The organism is Deinococcus marmoris DSM 12784 (assembly GCF_000701405.1).
GTDB classification, from domain to species: Bacteria; Deinococcota; Deinococci; order Deinococcales; family Deinococcaceae; genus Deinococcus; species Deinococcus marmoris.
The window spans coordinates 1-19,609 of the sequence record NZ_JNIV01000056.1; the positions used below are offsets into that span (position 1 = coordinate 1).

Annotated in this window: 18 protein-coding genes; 8 read left to right on the forward strand and 10 right to left on the reverse strand. The window is 64.4% G+C overall.

Features of this window, described 5'->3' with window-relative positions; genetic code table 11:
- The coding region (locus Q319_RS0113770; protein WP_211252370.1) for a transposase at positions 1-274 on the forward strand (274 nt) is incomplete at its 5' end.
- A 109-nt stretch (positions 275-383) separates the two neighbouring features.
- On the opposite strand, the gene Q319_RS0113775 is transcribed toward Q319_RS0113770, so the two are convergent.
- On the reverse strand, positions 384-2,075 hold the full coding sequence (locus Q319_RS0113775; RefSeq protein ID WP_029483065.1) for a long-chain-fatty-acid--CoA ligase: 1,692 nt from the start codon (positions 2,073-2,075) through the stop codon (positions 384-386).
- Positions 2,076-2,356: 281 nt separating this feature from the next.
- Here Q319_RS0113775 and Q319_RS0113780 point away from each other — a divergent pair, with 281 nt between their 5' ends.
- Positions 2,357-2,731: an HU family DNA-binding protein gene (locus Q319_RS0113780; RefSeq protein WP_029483066.1), complete on the forward strand. Its 375-nt coding sequence runs from the start codon at positions 2,357-2,359 to the stop codon at positions 2,729-2,731.
- Positions 2,732-3,104: 373 nt separating this feature from the next.
- Positions 3,105-3,788, forward strand: a complete 684-nt coding sequence (locus Q319_RS0113785) for a hypothetical protein (RefSeq protein ID WP_156039341.1) — start codon at positions 3,105-3,107, stop codon at positions 3,786-3,788.
- A gap of 191 nt (positions 3,789-3,979) precedes the next feature.
- On the opposite strand, the gene Q319_RS0113790 is transcribed toward Q319_RS0113785, so the two are convergent.
- From Q319_RS0113790 to Q319_RS0113805, 4 genes are all read right to left on the reverse strand, one after another.
- Positions 3,980-5,119, reverse strand: a complete 1,140-nt coding sequence (locus tag Q319_RS0113790; protein ID WP_029483068.1) for an ABC transporter substrate-binding protein — start codon at positions 5,117-5,119, stop codon at positions 3,980-3,982.
- 127 nt (positions 5,120-5,246) lie between these two features.
- Positions 5,247-6,248 carry a serine hydrolase domain-containing protein gene (locus Q319_RS0113795; protein ID WP_029483069.1) on the reverse strand — a complete coding sequence of 334 codons (1,002 nt, stop codon included), beginning with the start codon at positions 6,246-6,248 and terminating at the stop codon, positions 5,247-5,249.
- Complete coding sequence (murQ, locus tag Q319_RS0113800; RefSeq protein ID WP_029483070.1) at positions 6,245-7,156, reverse strand: N-acetylmuramic acid 6-phosphate etherase; 912 nt, start codon at positions 7,154-7,156, stop codon at positions 6,245-6,247. Before murQ ends, Q319_RS0113795 begins: the two co-directional genes overlap by 4 nt.
- Positions 7,153-7,926 (reverse strand): GntR family transcriptional regulator, encoded by a 774-nt coding sequence (locus Q319_RS0113805; RefSeq protein WP_029483071.1) that lies wholly within the window; start codon positions 7,924-7,926, stop codon positions 7,153-7,155. Before Q319_RS0113805 ends, murQ begins: the two co-directional genes overlap by 4 nt.
- Positions 7,927-8,161: 235 nt before the next feature.
- Here Q319_RS0113805 and Q319_RS0113810 point away from each other — a divergent pair, with 235 nt between their 5' ends.
- From Q319_RS0113810 to Q319_RS25595, 4 genes are all read left to right on the forward strand, one after another.
- Positions 8,162-9,934, forward strand: a complete 1,773-nt coding sequence (locus tag Q319_RS0113810) for an ABC transporter substrate-binding protein (RefSeq protein WP_029483072.1) — start codon at positions 8,162-8,164, stop codon at positions 9,932-9,934.
- Positions 9,935-10,124: 190 nt separating this feature from the next.
- On the forward strand, positions 10,125-11,096 hold the full coding sequence (locus Q319_RS0113815) for an ABC transporter permease (protein ID WP_029483073.1): 972 nt from the start codon (positions 10,125-10,127) through the stop codon (positions 11,094-11,096).
- A gap of 17 nt (positions 11,097-11,113) precedes the next feature.
- Entirely contained in the window at positions 11,114-12,214 is a 1,101-nt protein-coding gene (locus Q319_RS0113820; protein ID WP_034415140.1) for an ABC transporter permease, read from the forward strand.
- A 156-nt stretch (positions 12,215-12,370) separates the two neighbouring features.
- Complete coding sequence (locus tag Q319_RS25595) at positions 12,371-13,024, forward strand: class I SAM-dependent methyltransferase (protein WP_051655390.1); 654 nt, start codon at positions 12,371-12,373, stop codon at positions 13,022-13,024.
- Between the two features lie 7 nt (positions 13,025-13,031).
- On the opposite strand, the gene Q319_RS0113830 is transcribed toward Q319_RS25595, so the two are convergent.
- Positions 13,032-14,147 (reverse strand): Gfo/Idh/MocA family protein, encoded by a 1,116-nt coding sequence (locus Q319_RS0113830; RefSeq protein WP_029483076.1) that lies wholly within the window; start codon positions 14,145-14,147, stop codon positions 13,032-13,034.
- Positions 14,148-14,314: 167 nt separating this feature from the next.
- On the opposite strand from Q319_RS0113830, the gene Q319_RS0113835 reads away from it, so the two are divergent.
- Positions 14,315-15,052 (forward strand): sugar phosphate isomerase/epimerase family protein, encoded by a 738-nt coding sequence (locus tag Q319_RS0113835; protein WP_029483077.1) that lies wholly within the window; start codon positions 14,315-14,317, stop codon positions 15,050-15,052.
- Positions 15,053-15,133: 81 nt separating this feature from the next.
- Here Q319_RS0113835 and Q319_RS0113840 read toward each other — a convergent pair whose 3' ends face one another.
- The 4 genes from Q319_RS0113840 to Q319_RS0113855 form a co-directional block, all read right to left on the reverse strand.
- On the reverse strand, positions 15,134-16,294 hold the full coding sequence (locus Q319_RS0113840) for an acyl-CoA dehydrogenase family protein (protein ID WP_029483078.1): 1,161 nt from the start codon (positions 16,292-16,294) through the stop codon (positions 15,134-15,136).
- A 406-nt stretch (positions 16,295-16,700) separates the two neighbouring features.
- Entirely contained in the window at positions 16,701-17,426 is a 726-nt protein-coding gene (locus Q319_RS0113845) for an ABC transporter permease (RefSeq protein WP_245619234.1), read from the reverse strand.
- Positions 17,427-17,677: 251 nt separating this feature from the next.
- A complete protein-coding gene (gene modA / locus Q319_RS0113850; RefSeq protein WP_029483080.1) occupies positions 17,678-18,436 on the reverse strand; it encodes a molybdate ABC transporter substrate-binding protein in 759 nt (252 codons plus the stop codon).
- 8 nt (positions 18,437-18,444) lie between these two features.
- Positions 18,445-19,566 (reverse strand): substrate-binding domain-containing protein, encoded by a 1,122-nt coding sequence (locus Q319_RS0113855; RefSeq protein ID WP_029483081.1) that lies wholly within the window; start codon positions 19,564-19,566, stop codon positions 18,445-18,447.
- Positions 19,567-19,609: the final 43 nt, after the last annotated feature.

A 19,609-nucleotide genomic window follows, 5' to 3' on the forward strand; every position in this document is an offset into this window, starting at 1 on the left:
GACCAGTATGCGAAACCATGCCGCACTGATTCTGAGAACGAGCCGACTGCATTGGGGCATAGAAAATCAGCTTCACTGGGTGCTGGACGTGGTTTTTGATGATGATGCTTCAAAGGTCAAGAACCGAATTGCAGCCCAGAATTGGGTCATGGTGCGGCAGATGGCTGCCCATCTGCTGCGGCGTGAAGGGACGGGCAAGGGAAGTCTGGCCTCTAAACAGTTCCGCGCCACGATGGATTTGCCATTTCTAGAGGCTGTCCTGACTTTGCGGTAGCCCTGGGGATGGGCTGCGCTGTGAGATGGGCTGCGCTGTGCCCTCCAGACAGAAAACTGGGACGTGTGGGCAGATTTGCCTCCACATCCCAGTTTTTAGACTTGTCCGCTCAGCTTCCGGCCACCATGGCTGCACGCGCCGCTTCCTGCAACGGACGCCAGGCCACCTTGCCGGTGGGGCCGCGCGGCAGGCTTTCCACAAAATGATAGTCGCGCGGCACCTTGTAGGTGGCCATCTGCTCGCGCGCCCACTTCTCGATGTCCTCGCCGGTGGCACTTTCTCCGGGCTTCAGCACGATCAGGGCGCGGGCGCGCTCGCCGCTGCGCTCGTCGGGCACGCTGATCACGCAGGCTTCCTGCACGGCGGGGTGGGCATGCAGCTTGTTTTCCACCTCGGCGGGCCAGACTTTCATGCCCGAGACGTTGACCATGCGCTTGAGGCGGTCCGTGAAGTAGAAATACCCCTCCTCGTCCATGTAGCCCAGGTCACCGCTGCGGAAGAATTGCTGGCCGTCGATTTCCATGAACGCCTCGGCGGTGGCCTCCGGGCGGTTCCAGTAGCCCTGCATGACCTGCTGGCCCCGAATGACGATCTCACCGATCTGGCCTGCGGGCAATTCCTGATGGGTATCCAGATCGATGATGCGCGAATCGACGTTGAACAGTGGCACGCCCAGACACTGCAACTTCTGGCGTCCCTTGGGATTGCTGTGCGACTGCGCCATCGTCTCGGACAGGCCGTAGCCCTCCAGGAACATGATGCCGGTCAGGTCCAGCAGTTTCTGGCCCACGGCAGCGGGCAGGCTGGCCCCGCCCCCGGTCACGCTCCGCAGGGTCCGTAAATCTGCCGGATCAAAATTGGGCGACGCCATCATGTCGATCACCATGGTGGGCGTGTTGGTCCAGATGGTCACGCCATGCTCGCGGATCAGCGTGCGTGCGGCGTCCCGGTCCCAGCGCGACATGATCACGATCTGGCCGCCGTTGGTCAGCCCGGTCAGCAGGCTGTTGATAAACCCTGTGACGTGAAAGTAGGGCAGCGCCGCGAGAAACACGTCTTCAATCGTTCCCTCTATCCACACGCCCGCGCCGAAGACGTTGGCCTGCACGCTGCGGTGGGTGTGCATGCAGCCTTTGGGCAGTCCGGTGGTGCCGCTGGTGTAGGGCATCACGCACAGGTCGTCCGCGCCCACTTGCGCGGCGGGGGCAGGGTCCGCTTTCAGGGCGTCCTCCAGCGTGATATCGCCGTCTTGCAGGGTGGCCTCCACATCCAGGCCGTCGGGCAGCGGGATTCCGGCAGAGGCGGCGTCGGTGCCGCGCATGACGTTGGCCACCACCGCATGTTGCAGTCCGGCCTGTTTGGCCTTCTCATACAGTTCCGCGCCCACCACGCCCACCTTGATTCCGGCGTCCTGCAAGAAGAACCCGAATTCGCGCGCCTGGAGCATGGGGGCCAGCGGCACCACCACCGCGCCCAGATGCCACGCGGCAAAGGCGCTGACCACCCACGCGGGGCTGTTCTGCATCCAGACCGCCACCCGGTCGCCCTTGCCCACGCCCTGCGCGGCCAGATGGCCGGCCAGATGCGTGGCCTGGGCGTGCAGTTCACCGTAGGTCACCGCGTGCCCGTAGTGCCACAGCGCTGGCTTGTCGGGGTAGCGCTCGGCACTGACGCGCAGGTTGTGCATGACGCCGGTCTGCGGCAGGGTCAGCGTGCGTGGCTTGAAGGGCGGCCAGTAGCGGCCCTGGGCAGTGGGCATGGATGGGGCGGATTCGTTATCGGGTGGGGTGGGATGGGTCATGATGAAGGTCTCCTGGGTCCGCCGCGCCCCGTGATGGCGCAGCAAAACAGTGAATTTTTGATGCCCAGAGTGTAGCGCCTGGGGCCGCAAACACCATAAACCCCGTACACCACACCCCCAATGATCTTAATGAATGGGCTTTTGGCGTGTACAACGGCCTTTAACGTGTTGTGAGAAAAAGACCGTGTCAGACACAAAAATCCTGCATGAAACGGCGCTAAGAGCGTGCTGGCGCGACTCTAACCTCCCGGACCCCCTTCCCAAGCGCGTTTGCATATGTCATGCTGCTCACCATGACGAAAAAGACCGCCAAGCCCGCCGCCAAGAAGACTGCTGCCAAAGCCGCGCCCGCCGCTGCCAAGGCCGCCCCCGCCGCCAGCAACAAGGTCGCCAAGACCCAGCTCGTGGAAATGGTCGCCGACAAGACCGGCCTGACCAAGAAGCAGAGCGAGGAAGCCGTCAGCGCCATGCTGGACGCCGTGGTCAGCTCGATCAAGGGCGGCCAGAGCGTCGGCCTGCCCGGCCTGGGCACCCTGAGCGTCAAGGACACCGCCGCCCGTACCGGCGTGCGCCCTGGCACCAGCGAGAAGATCCAGATTCCTGCGGGCAAGAAGGTGGCTTTCAAGGTCGCCAGCACCCTCAAGGGCACCCTCTAAACCATTTTTTAGCAACGCAGGGCGGAGGTGGGCTGTTCCAGCAATGGACAGTCCGCCTCCGCTTTTTGCTTGACCCCGTGACCTTGACACAACCAGTCAGCATCACCTGAATCCTGAAGATCAGTCCGTGCCAAGAGCCACAGGTGCGACTGAACCCGGAACACGAATCCGCCCCTAAAATCCATATTCCAGTTGGCCCTGTTCAAAATAGATTGCGAAAAGTCACTCCCAACGTCGTCCGTTACGCAATACTGTCTTGCAACGTCAGAAGCCGCCTGCTACCAGTCCATCCAAATTGCTGCATGATCGGTCACCCTGTTTAAATTTGGCAGAACCCTCATGTTTCATACCACAGCGAAAAGCACACTCAGGCATGAAACCCTGGATTGCCTGCGTTGTCCTTTTGACTTGTGCTTCAGTGGCACACGCCGAACAGTACGTTGTTTCTACCGATTTCCATCCGTCTCAACCTGCAACGTTCCGCGTGAGTCTGAATGGGCAGACCCTTTTGCTGCACCGTGCTGCGGACGGCAATATGGACATCACACCCTGGGTCAAGTCCGGCAAGAACACCCTGACCGTCAATGTTGATCCTGGGAAGAACGAGAACAGGTTCTCCAAGAGTACGTTGACGCTTGGCGCAGGGCAGGACGGGAAATGGCGCACGCTCTTTAAGAAAGACTCGGATGTCAACACGAAAGCGGGCACCAGCACTTTTGTCTTTCTCGCCAAGCCGTCTCCCACGGCCAGGCCCGGAAAAGTCAGTCTGTTTGGTAAGTTTCATCCCTCCCAGCCCGTCCAGTTCGATATTGCGCTGAATGGAGAGGGTATCAGTAGCCTGGACAGCGACGGCAATTTTGATCTGACGCCGTTTCTGAAACCGGGAAAAAATGTGGTGACCGTCAAGTATGGTGCGTCTCAGACGAAGAATCAGTTTTCACAGAGCAACCTGACGATTGGGCAGCAGGTGGGGAACAAATGGGTCAGTCTCTTCAAGTGGGGGGTAGGCCATTGGGACACCCAGGCGGGTTCAGTCACCTTCCCGATCTACCGATAAACCTGATTTGCTGATAACTGGACCAGATGGAGCGTGACGCACGCCAGAAAGGCGCTCGAGAGAGCGTCTCCAGATATTCCAGCTTCACCCGGAACGGTGCATCTTTTCCGTTAGATGCTCTGGGCCGCCGGGCAGCGGAAAGGCGGCGCACGGAGATCAGTCTCCACGCGCCGCCCGAATATTTGGAGCGTTTACTTAAGCAGCTTCCATTTGCCGTCCACAACCTGTACCATCACGCGGCTGCGGGCGTCCAGGCCCAGGTGATCGGTGGACGACAGGTTGAAGATGCCGTGCGCGCCGATGATGTTGCGTGAGCCTTCCAGGGCGTCGCGCAGGGCGCTGCGGAACTCGGCGGTGCCGGGCTTGGCCTTTTTCAGCGCGCTGGGAATGGCCTTTTGCATCAGCAGTCCGGCGTCCCACATGTGTGCGCCGAAGGTCGACACGCTGTCCTTGCCGTATCTGGCCTCGTACAGACTGGCGTAGTTCAGGCCCACTTTCTTGTTGGGGTTGGTGTCGGGAAGCTGTTCGGCCACCAGCACTGGTCCCGCCGGAAGAATCGCGCCCTCCACGTCCTTGCCGCCCACCCGCAGGAAATCCGCGTTGGCGACGCCGTGGGTCTGGTAGACCTTGCCCGCATAGCCCCGGTCTCCCAGGGTCTTCTGCGGCAGCACGGCAGGTACACCGGACGCGCCGATCAACACGGCGTCGGGTTTGGCGGCCAGGACCTTCAACACCTGACCGGTCACGCTGGTGTCGCTGCGTCCGTAGCGCTCCTCGGCCACCACCTTGATGCCGCGTGCGGCGGCGTTCTTCTTGAGTTCGGCCAGCCAGCCCTCGCCGTAGGCGTCGTTGAAGCCGATGTAGCCCACCGTCTTGACCTTGTTCTGCTGCATGTGCTGGGCAATCGCCGCCGCCATGATCGCGTCGGTCTGCGGGGTCTTGAAGACCCACTGACGTTTGGCATCCACCGGCTTGATGATGCCCTCGGAGGCGGCCAGACTGATCATGGGAACCTTGGCCTCGGCCACCACGTCGATCATCGCCAGTGAAGCGGGGGTAGTGGTGGTCCCGATGATCAGGTCCACCTTATTGTCCTGGATCAGCTTGCGTGCGCTGGTCACGGCGGCGGTGGTGTCGCTGGCGTCGTCCAGAATGGTGTAGACGATCTTCTGCCCGGCGATTGCTTGCGGCAGCAGCGCCACCGTATTGCGCTCCGGGATGCCCAGGCTGGCGGCGGGGCCGGTGCCCGAGACGATCACGCCCACGCGGATTTCGGCGGCGGCCAGTGAGGTGCAGGCGAGCAGGGCAGTCAGTAGGATGCGGGTTTTCATGGTGAAACCTCCAGAGAATGGATTGAACGCGAGTTGTGGACGCCGGAATGCTAGCAGATGGCTGTTCGGATGACCGTGAGGGTGTGCGGAACTCTACTCGTCATGTGACGAGCAACCCCAGCAGGAATCAACCCAGCCCGGCCAGTAGCGTGTTGCCCACCGCCCGCCTCAGCCCCTGGATGTCAAAGGTGCTGTGGCGGGTAGGGTGAACGCGGTTGGTCAGCAGCGTCCAGGCCAGACCGTGTGCCGGGTCCACCCACAGCCCCGTTCCAGTGAAGCCGGTATGCCCAAGAGCCGCCGCACTGCACAAGCTGCCGCCGCTCCAGCCGGGTTGCGCGGCCACAAACGCCAGCGTGCGCCCCGGCGTTTGAATGCGCGTTGCCTGTGCTTGTGCCGCAGGCGACAGCCAGCCGCCCCGCAGCAGCAGTTCAGCCTGATTCAGCGTGCCGTCCAGCGTGCCGAACAGCCCCGCGTGTCCGGCCACCCCACCCTGCGCCGCCGCGTTCTCATCATGTGTCTCACCGCGCAGCATTCGCCCGCGCCACAGGCAGTGTTCGGTGGCGACACTGTTTTGAGGCTGAGGTGAAAAGGTCAGGCCGTCGTCCAGCTCGAAGTCGCGCAACGGTCTGTCATAGATCCGCTCCAGCACACGCCCCAGCAGCATGTACCCCAGATCGGAATAGACCACTTCCCCGGCCTCCTGCATGGCCCACGGCTCCTGCATGAAGCGGGCGCGGATGGTGTCGGCGTTGCCCCAGGTGTAGAGCGGCACCCAGGCGGGCAGCCCCGCCGTGTGCGTCATCAGTTGCCGCAGCGTGCGCGCTTTCAGCGGGGTGTCCTGCATCCAGCCCAGTTCGGGCAGGTGGGCGGCCACCGTGTCGTCCAGATCGAGTCGGCCCTGTTCGGCGGCGCGGAGGATGGTTCGGGCCGTGAACAGCGGCTTGGTCAGGCTGGCAAGATCGAAGACGGCATCCTCTTTCAGCGCGATGTTCTCCGGCTGAATCTGCGCGTGGCCGAGAATCAGGGTGTCCCGCTCGCCTCCCGCATCCACCACACCCAGAGCGGCTCCCGGCAGACCGCCCACTCTCACAGCCGCTTCCAGAATCTCGCGGGTCCGTTCGGGAATCATTGCTGCTCCAGCGCCGCGCGGGCATGTCCGTTGTGTGCCTCCAGACGGGCCGTGGCCTCGGCGGCACTGACGCCCAGCAACAGTTGCACGATGGCGATCTTGACGCTGCCGCCGCACTCTTTCAACGCCTGATGTGCCGCCGCATCACCTGCCCCCGTGGCGTGGCGCACCAGACGCACGGCGCGGCCCTCCAGCTTGGCGTTGGTGGCCTTGACGTCCACCATCAGGTTGCCGTAGACCTTGCCCAGCCGGACCATCACAGCGCTGGAAAAGGTGTTCAGGGCGATCTTCTGCGCGGTTCCGGCTTTCAGGCGGGTGCTGCCGCTGATGACCTCCGGGCCAGTGTCCAGCAGGACCGGGCAGGCCACCGCCGACAGCAGCGGCGTGCCAGGGTTGTTGGAGAGGCCCACCGTCAGCGCCCCCACCCGCTGCGCCGCGTCCACCGCGCCCAGGACGTAGGGGGTGGTGCCGCTGGCGGCAATGGCGATCAGCACGTCGTCTGGACCTACTATTGCCTCCAGCATGTCTGCCTCGCCTGCCTCACGGTCATCCTCCGCACCCTCCACGGCCTCGCGGATGGCTCTTGCTCCCCCGGCGATCAGGGGCACGGCCCGCAAGACCGGCCAGGAAAACGTCGGCGTCAGTTCGGTGGCGTCCAGCACGCCCAGGCGTCCGCTGGTTCCTGCGCCCGCGTAGACCAGCCGCCCGCCGCGTTCCAGCCGGGGCAGGGCCGCTTCCACCGCCCGTGCGATGGCCGGGGCTGCCGCGCGCACGGCCTCCACCGCACCAGTCTGATCGTCGGCCAGCACACGCACCAGCTCTGGAATGTCCAGGCGGTCCAGATTGGCGTGGTCCGGGTGAACGCCCTCGGTGCGGCGGGCGTCCGGGACGGGTGGATCAGCGGTCATTCGCCGTCCCCGTGCAGTTCCATCACGAAGTCGTAGCGGTCTCCCCGGTAATGGGCGCGGGCGTATTCGACGGGCCGCCCACCCCCCGTCCAGGACACCCGCTCGGTGGCCAGGAGTGCTGCGCCGGGGGCGATGCCCAGCAGTTCGGCCAGCGTCAGATCGGCGCTGACCGCCCGCAGATGCCGGATCGCCCGCACGGGCTGGAGCTTTCGGGTGCCCAGCAGCGCGTACAGACTGGCGTCGCTGACGTCCCCCTCGCGCAGTTCGCCTACCAGCGCGGCGGGCAGGGTGCTGTCCTCGACGGCCAGTGCCTCGCCATCTGAAGTTCGCAGCCGCCGGATGCGGTAGACCTTTTCCCCCGGCGAGAGGGCCAGACTCATGGCTTCCTGCGGGCTGGGGCGGGTCAGTTCAAAGCCCAGCACCTGCGCCCCCGGCGTCTGCCCGCGCGAACGGACGTCGTCCGAGAAGGAACTCAGCAGCCCCAGCGTGCGGCTGGGCCGTTCCTCGGGGGTGGGCGGCGTGATGAAGGTGCCGCTGCCGTGCTTGCGCGTGAGCAGGCCCTGTTGCGCCAGCAACGCCAGTGCCTGCCGCACGGTGACGCGCGAGACATGCAGGTGCGAGGCCAGCTCGCGCTCGGCGGGCAGCGCGCTACCCCGGCGCAGATCGCCGCTGTGAATGCGCTGCTCCAGGCCCTGCGCGACCTGCATATAGACGGGCAGGGCGCTGGCCGAATCCAGCGGAATGGCCCAGGGAGGTGAGGATGCGGACATGTCTTCAGAACATACCACTCTCACACCACCGGGCAAGGGGCTTGCCATTGGCCCCAAAGTGGTCTTAAGCTGTAGGTTGAGTAATACAATTCGGCGCTCAGGCTCTTCGGCCCCGGCTGAAGCCCAGGCTCCACACCCTGACCTTTCCCACGACTGCGCTGTTGACCCGTGTGCGTTTCCCCTGTATGGCCCGCCTCTCGCCGAGGTCCACCCCCACTCCCCCGGAGGTTTATCCATGTCCACCTATTCCCGCTCACGTTCTGCATTGGCCCTGATTTCCCTCGCCCTGATCGGCGGCGCACTGGCCGCACCCAAGAAGGTGGACGGTTACGGCCCGCTGGGCGTGGTCAAGGGCAAGGCCGGCGGCAACATGACCCTGGCGCTGGGCGACGCCCCGCAGAGCCTGTTCTATTACGGCGTGATCGACAACAACCTCGGCCTGATCTCGCAGCAGATGTTCGACGGTCTGGTGGAATTCAACTACTCCACCTACAAGATCGAACCCGCGCTGGCCGAGAGCTGGACCATCAGCGACGGCGGCAAGGTCTACACTTTCAAGCTGCGTCAGGGCGTCAAGTGGAGCGACGGCCAGGCCTTCAACGCCGACGACGTGATCTTTACCTACAAGAACATGATCATGAACCCCGAAGCCCGCGCGGGCGACGCCGGGAACTTCAAGCTGGACGGCCAGAGCATCACGATGAAGAAGATTGACGCCAACACCGTGCAGTTCAATCTGCCGCGCGCCGCCCCGGCGTTCCTCTTGCAGCAGCGCTATTTCATCATGCCGCAGCACAAGCTGGCCAAGTTCTCGCAGGACGGCGGGGCCAAGGCCGCCGACATCAATAGCGCCTGGCCCACCAACATCGCCCCTGCCGAAGTCGTGGGCACCGGCCCCTTCAAGCTCAGCGCCTACACGGCGGGCCAGAAGGTCAGCACGGTCAGGAATCCCAACTACTGGAAGGTGGACGCCAGCGGCACGCAACTGCCGTACCTGAACGCGCTGGATTTCCTGATCATCCGCGATCCGCAGGCGCAGGTGGCGCAGTTCCTGGCCGGGAATCTGGACCAACTCAACATCAGCGGCGCGCAGTTCCCGGACCTGAAATCCAAGGAGGTCGCTGGCGCACCCTTCAAGGTCATCCGCTCCACGGCGCTGTTCGGCAGCCCCCCCTTTGTGGCCTACAACTTCGATGCCAAGGAAGCCGGGCTGTCCAAGCTGTTCGGTGACGCCCGCTTCCGCCGCGCCATGCAGGGTGCTGTAGACCGTGAGCGCATCATCGACACCGTCTACAACGGTCTGGCCAGCCTGCCCGGTCACGGCGTCGCGCCGGTCAACACGCAGTGGTACACCAACACCAGGGCGCAACTGGGCAAGTTCGATCTGGCGGCGGCGGGCAAGGCGCTGGACGCGCTGAATGTCAAGGACACCAACGGCGACGGCGTTCGCAACCTGCCGGGTGCGGGCGGCAAGAACCTGGAATTCGATCTGACCTACGGCACCGACAGCTCGGTGTACCCGGCGATGGCCACCATCCTGCAAAGCGATTTCAAGAAGCTGGGGGTCAAGGTCAACCTCAAGGGCATCCTGAGCAGCAAACTGCTGTCTACCGGCCTGGCGGGCGATTACGAGATGATTCTGCACGCCTTCGGCGACCAGCCCGATCCCGAACTGCGTAAACCCATCTGGCAGCCCGGCGGCGCGCTGTACTACTGGCACCGCAGCACCCAGCCCGCCAGCGAGGGCGCAGCGCCCAACATGGCGAAGATGGCCGGGTGGGAAAAGGAGATCTACAACATCTTCAACGAGGCCGCCACCACCACCGTGGCCAGCAAACGCAAGGCGTTGTACACCCGCTGGCAACTGCTGTTCGCCCAGAACCTGCCGGTCACGCCGATTGCCAAGCCCGAGAACATCGGCGCGATCAGCAACAAGTACGGCAACTACATCTACAACCTGGGCGTCATTCCCGGCTACAACCCCGTCCCACTGATTTTCCAGAAGTAAGGCAGGCGAGTCAGAAGGTGCGGGAGGCGGGACGCGGGGCGGTGCCTTCGCCTCCAGTCTCCCGCACCTTTTGAGTGTTCCCCTCCCCTATTCATACGCGCCTGCACACTCATCCCGAAAGCGAGGCCCATCAACCCATGCAAGCTCTCCATCCATTACCAGCAGCGGCTCTTCCCCCTGCCCCCCAACCATGCTGAGCTACGCCCTGCGGCGCATCCTGGGCATGGTTCCCACGCTGTTGCTGATCAGTGTGGTCTGCTTTGTCGTCATTCAACTCCAGCCGGGCAGCTTTATTGACCAGTACCTGGAAGACCCGCGCGTGACCAGGGAAACGGTGGCCACCATCACCAAACAACTGGGCCTGGATCAGCCGCTGTGGGTGCAGTACCTGACCTGGATCAAGGGCATCGTCACCGAGGGCAACTTCGGCTATTCGTTCGCCAACGGGCGTCCGGTGGCCGAGCTGATCTGGGAGCGGCTGGGCTGGACCGTGTTTCTGGCTGTGCTGACCCTGATCGTCTCGTGGCTGATCGCCATTCCGCTGGGCATCTACACGGCCCTGAACCGCTACGGCATCGGCGCGACGATCACCAACTTTCTGGGCTATATCAGCCTCGCCATTCCCGATTTTCTGGTGGCGCTCCTGCTCATCGCGCTGGTGCTAGGGGCAGGCGGGACCAACGTGGGCGGCCTGTTCAGCCCGCAGTACATCGGTGAGCCGTGGAGCTGGCCCAGGGTGCTGGACCTCCTGAACCACCTGTGGATTCCCATGATCGCCATCGGTCTGGAAGGGGTGGCGGGCCTGATGCGCCAGATGCGGGCGTCGATGCTGGACGTGATCAACCAGGATTACGTGCGGACGGCGCGGGCCAAGGGACTGGCCGGGCGCGCGGTGCTGTGGCGGCACGCGGTCAGGAACGCCATCAACCCGCTGATCAGCCTTGCGGGCCTGAGCCTGCCTACCCTGATCAGCGGCACCATCATCGCGTCCATCGTGCTGAACCTGCCCACCATCGGGCCTTACCTCTATGACAGTCTGCTCAATAAGGACCAATACGTCGCCATGACATTGCTGCTCTTTAGCGCGCTGCTGCTGCTGATCGGCAACCTGCTCTCGGACCTCGCGCTGGCCTGGGCCGATCCCCGGATCCGGTTCGAATGACGGCAGCTCCCGCAAATATGACCGTAAAAACGCAGGAGCGTCAAACCCCGCTGGCGCTGGCCCTCCGCCGCTTCCGGCGCAACCGCGTGGGCGTCTGGAGTGCGTGGCTGCTGGCCGCGCTGTACCTGATCGCGCTGCTGGCCGGGTTCCTGTCTCCGTATTCGATCACCGCGCAGCACGCCGATTTTCCCTTTCAGCGTCCACAGACCGTCCACCTCGTTCACGACGGCAAATTGATGCGCCCCTTCGTCTACGGGGTCAAGAAAACGCGCGATCCGGTGACCTTTCGGTCCACCTTCGCGCCGGATACCTCCACGCCCAGACCGATCCTGTTCCTTGTGCGCGGCGACGATCCGCTGGAATCCCAGTACAACTTTCTGGGCGTCTTTAAAAGTCAGTGGCACCTGTTTGGCGTGCAGGACGGCTTTTACTTTCCCCTTGGCACGGACAAGTTTGGACGCGACCTGTTCTCGCGAATGCTCGTCGGCTCACAGGTCAGCCTGACGGTGGGCCTGATCGGGATCGTCATTAGCTTCACCATCGGCATCGTGCTGGGCGGGGTCAGCGGGTATTTTGGCGGCTGGGTGGACAACCTGATCCAGCGGGTGATCGAGGTGTTGCTGTCCTTCCCACGCCTGCCGATTCTGCTGGCGCTGTCCACCATCATTCCCGCCAGTTGGCCGAGTACCTGGGTGTATCTGGGGATCATCGCCGTGCTGGCGTTGATCGGCTGGGCGGGGCTGGCGCGGGTGATTCGCGGGCAGGTCATCAGCGCGCGCAACGTGGATTACGTGCAGGCGGCGCGGGCTATCGGCAGCAGTGACCTGCGGGTGATCCTGCGCCACATCATGCCCAACCTGAGTTCGTTCCTGATCGTGACCGCCACGCTGGCGCTGCCCGGCTACATCCTGGGCGAGAGCGCGCTGAGTTTCTTAGGTCTGGGCATCAAGGAGCCGATGACCAGTTGGGGCCTGCTTCTCAAGGACGCGCAGAACTTCGAGACCCTCAACCTGTATCCCTGGCTGCTGCTGCCCGGCGTGATGATCGTGCTGTCGGTGCTGGCCTTCAACTTCATGGGCGACGCCCTGCGCGACGCGGCGGATACCCAGAGCCGATAGATCCAGAGCCGTTGCGGGCTGCCCAGTCAATGTATGGATTTGACTTCCCCTGAATACCGCGCTATGTTCTTTTCATCGCCGCCTGAAAGGGCGGTTTTTTCGTCCCTGCCCGCGCAATTCGTGTCCATGACTTTTCCCAGTTCAGGAGGCGGTCCGATGGTTGAAGCAGTTGCGGCGCGGCGAACTCCCAGACGCCATGCGGGCGTCAACCTCGCGCTGGGTACCCTGGCGGGTTTCACTCTCGCGCAACTGGGGCTGCGGCTGTGGGTGCGCCGCCGCCCGTTTCCCATTCCCTACGGCTGGGCATGGCTGCTGGAAAACCCGTGGCGGCGGCGCTACCGCGATCCCGTGCGGCTTGCGGACGCGTGCGGGCTGCGTCCCACGGATCATGTGCTGGAAGTGGGCTGCGGTTCGGGGCTGTTTACCCCCGCGCTGGCCGGGCGCTGCGGCCACCTGACCGCGTTGGACATCGAGGCCCGTTACCTGGCCCAGACGGCGGCCAAGATCGCCGGACTGCCGAACGTGACGCTTCTGCACAGTGATCTGTCTGCCCTTCCCTGTGAAGCGGGGAGTCTGGACGCCGTGATCCTGATCTCCGTGCTGACCGAATTACCCGCTCCTGTGGCCGCCCTGCGCGAATGCGTGCGCGTGCTGCGTCCCGGCGGGCGAATCATCGTGGGCGAGGAGTTTTTCGGGCCGGAATACGTGCGGGCCTGTACCGTGGACGCCTGGGCAGGTGCGGCGGGATTACGGCGGGTGGATAGGCTGGGCAACGGCTGGGCGTATTTACAGACCTACGCGCTGGCGTAAGCCTCTGTCATGCCATCCCGGCAGGCAGCCACGCCGGATGGGCGCTCAGGGCAGCAGGCCGTTCGGTGCGGCTCTGTACATCCAGCGTGCGGCCAGCCTCGGCGGCGTCCAGCGTGGTCTGCATCACGTCCAGCACATGATAGGCCAGTTCGCCGCTGGCCCGGTGGGGTGCGCCGATGCCGATGGCCTCCAGCATGTCGGCCAGCCCGATGCCGCGCGCGTTGTCCTGAAAGGGGCGGGTCAGTGTGGTGGTCTCCCAGGCGTCACTGCCTGCCGCACGTAGGCGCAAGGGGCCGCCGAAGGTGTTGGGATCGGGCAGGCTGAGGGTGCCCGCCGTGCCGTAGATCTCGATGCGCGGCACCTCGCTGGCCTGCACGTCGAAACTGGCAATGAAGGTGGCGACGGGTCCAGATTCCCCTCTTACCCCATCAAAAGTCAGTTGGGCGGTGACGTGGGTGGGGGTCTGAACGGGGACTTTCTGGCCCTGTCTGGCCCCGCTGCCGATCACGCGCTCAGCGTGCGCCCGGACCGCGCTGCCGCCCACGCGGGTCACGCCGCCCAGCAGGTTGACCAGCGCCGTCAGATAGTACGGTCCCATGTCGAACAGCGGCCCTGCGCCGGGCTGATAAAAGAACTCGGGATCGGGGTGCCAGCCCTCTGGCCCACCCCCCAGCATGAAGGCGGTGGCGGCCACCGGGCGGCCAATCCGGCCCGCGTCCAGCAGCTCGCGCGCCGTTTGCAGCCCCGCGCCCAGAAAGGTGTCAGGGGCGCAGCCGACCCGCAAGCCCCGCGTCTGAGCCTCACGCAAAATGGCCTGCCCGTCCTCCCGCGTGATCGCCAGTGGTTTCTCGCTGTAGACGTGTTTGCCCGCGTTCAGGATGGCCAGCGACATTGCGGCGTGTGCGGCGGGCGGCGTCAGATTGACCACCGCCACGATCTCGGAGTCCGAGAGCAGTTCGTCCAGCGTGACGGCGCGGCTGCCGTGGGCGCTGGCCTGCGCCTGTGCCCGCGCCGGGTCCAGATCGGTGATGGCGGCCACCCGGAACAGCCCCAGTTCGCGGGCGATCTTCAGGTACGCGCTGCTGATGTTGCCGGTGCCGATAATGCCGATGCTGTGGGTCATGCGGGGAACCTCCTGCGCTGTGGATGAGTGGGCGTGTTGCTGGCGACGACGCCCTGTCGGGCCGTACAGTAGAGGGCAGAGAAAGCCAGAATGGTCTGTTCTCCCGCCCCTCAGTTCTGCCACCCAATTCTAGCGACTACACCCCCATTCACTTCCACGAGGTTCCCATGACCCAGCGCGTTTCCGTCGGCCTGCAACTGTACACCCTGCGCGAGCAACTGGCCCAGGATTTTTATGGCACCCTGGACGCCGTGGCCGCCAGCGGCGTCACCGAAGTCGAGCTGGCCGGAGAGTACGGCGGCCTGGACGGCCCTGGCCTGCGCGCCGCCCTGACCGAGCGCGGACTGACGGCCACCGCCGCCCACATCGGCGGTCAGGCATGGGAGCAGGACACCGCCGGGCAGATTGACTTCCTGCATGGCGTCGGCGTGACACGCGCGGTCTATCCCTGGTTCAAGGGCGAGGGTCAGGAGTGGGTGAAGCTGGCTGAACAGCTCGAAGAACTGTCTCAGAAGCTGGCCGCCGAGGGCATCAGCCTGAGCTACCACAACCATGACCATGAGTTGAGCGAGACGCTGGACGGGCAACCCGTTCTTGACCTGCTGCTGGAACGCGCTCCCAGTCTGGGGCTGGAGCTGGATACCGCCTGGGTCTACGCGGGCGGAAAAGATCCCGTCGAGTATCTGAAGCGGTACGCGGACCGCACGCCGTTGGTGCATCTCAAGGATCTGCGCCGCGACGGTGACGGTTTGCTGACGGTGGAACTGGGTGCGGGCGAGGTGCCGCTCACCGCCATTCTGGAAGCTGTGCCGCCAAATGCAACGGTGTTCTACGAGCAGGATCAGGCTGATGGAATGGACAGCGTGAAGGCGAGTCTGGCGTTTCTCGGCAACCTCGGGAAATAGACTCTCCAGAGCAGATAAAACCGTCTGACCGCAGAGCGAGAATGTACGCTCTGACAGTCAGACGGTGCGATTCAGCCTCTGCTACTCCAGCGCGCCCTGCCCAGTCAGATGCCGTCCCACAATCAGCGTGTGGATGTCGTGCGTGCCTTCGTAGGTGTCCACGGTTTCCAGATTGAGCATGTGGCGGATCACGGGGTACTCGGTGGTGATGCCGTTGCCGCCCAGCATCTCGCGGGCCAGCCGTGCGCCCTGGAGCGCCACCCGCACGTTGTTACGCTTGGCGTAGCTGACCTGCGCGAAATTCATGCGCCCAGCATCCTTGAGGGTGCCCAGCCGCCACGCCAGCAGCATTCCGGTGCTGTGGTCGGTGGCCATGCGGACCAGTTTGTCCTGCACCAGTTGGCGCGAGGCGATGGGTTTGCCGAAGGTGGTGCGGTCCGAGGTGTAATCCAGTGCGGTCTGCAACACCGCTTCCAGCGCGCCCATCGCGCCCCAGGCGATGCCGAAGCGGGCGCTGGTCAGGCAGGACAGTGGGCTTTTCAGCCCCTTGCTGCCGGGGAGCAGGTTCCCCGCCGGAATGCGGCAGTCCTCCAGCACGATCTCACCGGTCACGCTGGCGCGCAGGCTCATCTTGCGCTTGATGGGCGGGGCGTGAAAGCCGGGGCTATCGGTGGGCACGATAAAGCCCCGGATTACGCCCTCGTCGTCCTTGGCCCAGACCACGGCCACGTCGGCCTCCGGGCTGTTGGTGATCCACATCTTGTTGCCGTTCAGGACGTATTCGTCGCCGTCCAGCCGTGCCCGCGTCCTCATCGCGCCGGGGTCCGAGCCGCCGTCGGGTTCGGTCAGGCCGAAGCAGCCGATCAGCTCTCCCGAGGCCAGCCCTGGCAGCCACTTCTGCTTTTGCTCGTCGCTGCCGAAGGTCAGGATCGGGTACATCACCAGACTGCCCTGCACGCTGGCCGCGCTGCGTAAGCCGCTGTCCACCCGCTCCAGCTCGTACATCATCGCGCCGTAGCCGCTGTAGCTCAGGCCCGCGCCGCCGTACTCTTCCGGTGTGGTTGGCCCCAGCAGGCCCATCTGGCCAAAGCCGCGCATCACGTCTTTTACGGGCAGGTCGCCGTCGTCCCACCACGCGGCAATGTGGGGCAGCAGTTCAGCGTCGCAGTAGGCGCGCACGCTCTCGCGCACCAGTCGTTCGTCGGGGGTCAGCAGTTCATGGACAGTGAATTCATCGATCATCAAAAACCTCGGTGTAAAAGGAGAAATGGGAAAACTGGCGGTGGTCCGGGCATTGTCTCACACGCTGCCGGGTTCAGTACTGGACAACTTCACTTTTTCGTCGTCCAGATCGGCAGAAAGCTTGATATGAGCAACGATCCCGTCTGGGACAAGAAATGCGCTGAGAACAGCTTCTGATCTCAAGCGCTTGTCGGCTCTGTCAGGAGGCGGCACGATGGATACAACGTTCTCTCAAACGTCATCCAAGCGACGAGCAAAGGCTTTTTCGCGTGCCAGTGAAGCTTAAATCCAAGTTGTCCGGTACTGAAGCTGCCGGGACAGGAGGGCAAGCACCGTGCCAGTTGGTGGGCGGTGTTGAGGGGAAAGCCGCCATCTTTTCTGGCATTTCCTGGTTTTCTGGCGTTTTTTAGCGCGGGGTATGGGCGCTGCCCAGCCTGCGCACCACCGCCAGCACCGTGAAGGCCAGCAGCACCATCACCGCCGACAGCACCAGCGCCGGGGCCAGATCGGATTCCAGCGCGGAATAGATCGCCAGGGTGATGGTCCGGGTCTTGCCCTGGAGCGACCCGGCAAACAGGATGGTGGCCCCGAATTCGCCCAGCGCCCGCGCCCAGGTCAGCACCAGTCCTTCCAGCAGGAACGCGGAGGCCAGCGGCCAGGTAATGTACCGGAACACCGTCCAGCGGTCTGCCCCGTCGGTGCGGGCGGCGTCCTCCACGTCACGGTCTACCGACATGAAACCTGCCTTGGCAGTCCGCAGGTAAAAAGGCGCGGCCACGAACAGTTGCGCCATGACCACCGCCGCGAACGAGAACGCCACGCTGATCCCGGCCAGTTCCAGCGGCGCACCCAGCAGGCCGTTGCGCCCAAAGGCCAGCAGCAGCCCCACCCCCGCCACAACGGGCGGCAGCACGATGGGCAGGTCCAGCAGCGTGTCCAGCGCGGTCTTGCCGGGGAAATCGTAGCGGGCGAGCAGCCACGCCACCGGGGTGCCCAGCAGCACAGTCAGGAACATGGTGCAGCCCGTGGTCAGCAGGCTGATCCGCAGGGCGTCCAGCACCACTGGCCCCAGCAGCGTGGGAAAGAACTGGGCATTCAGGCCACGCAGCAGCAGCGCCAGCACCGGCAGCACCAGAAACAGGACCAGCAGCGCGCTCAGCGCCAGTGGAAGGGCGGGGACACCGCGTGGACCGGACCGGGTGCGCGGACGAACGGGCCTGCGTTCAGGAAAGGTCTGCTTAGTCAGCGCACGGTCCCTATGGGGCCAACAGGCGAGTCCACCCTTCCACTGTGGTCATGATGTCTGAAGGTCTGGCGTGCGCTGAATTGCATGGGTCTCCGTGGGTAGATTTGAAACTGAGAAATGCGGGGCAACGGCTACTGCTAGGGCTTGAGAAAACCCCACTTCTTCAGGATGGCCTGCCCCTCGCCCGACAGCACGAACTTCACGAACGCCTGCGCGGACTCAGGGCTGGCCGAATTCTTGAGGGTGCCGATGGGGTAGCTCGCGCTCTGGTTGAAGCGGGTGGGCAGCGTGATCACCCGCACGCTGAGGCGCAGGGCGGGCGTCACATCTGAGCTGTAGACCACGGCGGCGTCCGCTTCGCCCAGTTGCACCTTGAGGGCCACCTGACGCACGTTGGGTTCCTCGCTGACCACGTTCTTCAGAAACAACCCCGAGAAGTCCTTGCCATATGCTCCTGACTTGTCGATGGCGCTGATCATCCGGCGGGTGTAATCGCCGACGGGGACGGCCTTATCGGCGATGACCAGTTTGACCCCTGGTTTGCTCAGGTCCGCCAGCGTCTGCACTTTTGCATTGTTCCTCGGCGCGATCACGGCCAGCCGATTGCTCAGGAACGGCTGGCCGCCCGTGACCAGCCCCGACTTGATCAGTGGGTCAAATTGCGTGTTGTTGGCGCTGGCGTACACGTCGGCCCGTGCGCCGTTGTCCAGTTGCGTCCTCAGCGCCTGCGATCCGGCGAACTGGAAGGTGGTGGTGTTGCCGGTCTTCGCGTCGAAGGCTTTCCCGATCTCGGCGAAAGCGTCTGTCAGCGAGGCGGCGGCGAAGACGGTCAGGTTGGCCGCGCTGGCGCTGCCCAGGCCCAGCAGAAGGGTAGAAAGCAGGAGTTTTATTTTCATGGTGAACCTCATGTGACGATGCCGCGCAGTTGCCCCACCTGTGCCGTGTCGTAGCCGCCCAGGGCGGCCAGTTCACGCAGAAAGGCGTCGCTGCGGGCGGTGGCGAGCAGCGCCTGCACGGCGGGATGACCCAGAAACTTTTCGGGGATGATCAGGTCGAAGTGTTCGGTCTGGAGTGGAATGAAGTGCAACCCCAGCGCCTGTGCAGCCACGCGGGGGCCGGGGGCGACATCCGCTGCCCCGGACTGAACCCGCCGGGCGGCGTCCAGCGGGGAATCTGCCTGATCGTGATAACCGGGCAGCGCCTGACGCTCCATCATGCTGAAGCCCGCCACATCGAGCCACCCGTCCAGCATCAGGCGGCTTCCCGCACCCTGATCACGGTTGATCAGACGCAGATCACCGCCTCGCAGGTCTTCCACCCCCCGAATCCCTTTGGGGTTGCCCGCCGCCGTCAGCAGTCCCTGCTCCCAGGTCCACAGCGCGAGGACGTGGAGCGGTTGCCCCAGCTCCATCCGTTGCACGGAAGGCAGGTTGGACTCCCCACTTTCCGCGTCCCACAGGTGGATGCCCGCCAGATGGGCGTTGCCGGCGGCCAGTTCGGCCAGCGCCGCCCCACTGGAGGCCGGGCGCGTCAGCACCCGCAGGTCTGGCGAGGCCCGTTCGGTGTGCGCGGCCAGCAATTCCAGCGACGGATCACAGCCGATCAGGATGGCCGTGCGTTCGGCCAGAGCCAAGTCGCCGCTCAGTTCCACCTCTGCGTGTGGGCCGTGATGGGCCGTGATCACGCCGTCACCCCGCTGGGTCAGGCCCGCCGCACCTTGCAGGGGGAGGGCGAGCAGATGGGGTCCCAGGCGTGCCAGCCGCACCCGGCAGCCCTGCTGCGCCTCGCCGATCACGCGCGCTTCCACTGCGCCGGGCATCAGGCTGAACAGATCGTCGACACGGCACATCAGCGCCTGCGCCAGCCGGAGCGCCACCACAGTGGTGGGAGCGGAATGGCCGGTCTCGATGTTGTGGAGTGCCTGGCGCGTGATCCCTGCCCGTCGGGCCAGTTCGGTGGCCGCCAGTCCAGCATTTTTGCGGTACTGCTGAACAGACGAGCGCAGGCCGCCCACAGACGAGGACATGCCTGAGCGTAATGCAAAGACGACGAAACGTCAAATCCAGTTG

Excerpts from the sequence above, each read along its gene's own strand:
- Q319_RS0113775 (WP_029483065.1), bottom strand. The coding sequence starts at position 2,075 with ATGACCCATCCCACCCCACCCGATAACGAATCCGCCCCATCCATGCCC.
- Q319_RS0113780 (WP_029483066.1), top strand. The coding sequence starts at position 2,357 with ATGCTGCTCACCATGACGAAAAAGACCGCCAAGCCCGCCGCCAAGAAG.
- Q319_RS0113785 (WP_156039341.1), top strand. The coding sequence starts at position 3,105 with ATGAAACCCTGGATTGCCTGCGTTGTCCTTTTGACTTGTGCTTCAGTG.
- Q319_RS0113790 (WP_029483068.1), bottom strand. The coding sequence starts at position 5,119 with ATGAAAACCCGCATCCTACTGACTGCCCTGCTCGCCTGCACCTCACTG.
- Q319_RS0113795 (WP_029483069.1), bottom strand. The coding sequence starts at position 6,248 with ATGATTCCCGAACGGACCCGCGAGATTCTGGAAGCGGCTGTGAGAGTG.
- murQ (WP_029483070.1), bottom strand. The coding sequence starts at position 7,156 with ATGACCGCTGATCCACCCGTCCCGGACGCCCGCCGCACCGAGGGCGTT.
- Q319_RS0113805 (WP_029483071.1), bottom strand. The coding sequence starts at position 7,926 with ATGTCCGCATCCTCACCTCCCTGGGCCATTCCGCTGGATTCGGCCAGC.
- Q319_RS0113810 (WP_029483072.1), top strand. The coding sequence starts at position 8,162 with ATGTCCACCTATTCCCGCTCACGTTCTGCATTGGCCCTGATTTCCCTC.
- Q319_RS0113815 (WP_029483073.1), top strand. The coding sequence starts at position 10,125 with ATGCTGAGCTACGCCCTGCGGCGCATCCTGGGCATGGTTCCCACGCTG.
- Q319_RS0113820 (WP_034415140.1), top strand. The coding sequence starts at position 11,114 with ATGACCGTAAAAACGCAGGAGCGTCAAACCCCGCTGGCGCTGGCCCTC.
- Q319_RS25595 (WP_051655390.1), top strand. The coding sequence starts at position 12,371 with ATGGTTGAAGCAGTTGCGGCGCGGCGAACTCCCAGACGCCATGCGGGC.
- Q319_RS0113830 (WP_029483076.1), bottom strand. The coding sequence starts at position 14,147 with ATGACCCACAGCATCGGCATTATCGGCACCGGCAACATCAGCAGCGCG.
- Q319_RS0113835 (WP_029483077.1), top strand. The coding sequence starts at position 14,315 with ATGACCCAGCGCGTTTCCGTCGGCCTGCAACTGTACACCCTGCGCGAG.
- Q319_RS0113840 (WP_029483078.1), bottom strand. The coding sequence starts at position 16,294 with ATGATCGATGAATTCACTGTCCATGAACTGCTGACCCCCGACGAACGA.
- modA (WP_029483080.1), bottom strand. The coding sequence starts at position 18,436 with ATGAAAATAAAACTCCTGCTTTCTACCCTTCTGCTGGGCCTGGGCAGC.
- Q319_RS0113855 (WP_029483081.1), bottom strand. The coding sequence starts at position 19,566 with ATGTCCTCGTCTGTGGGCGGCCTGCGCTCGTCTGTTCAGCAGTACCGC.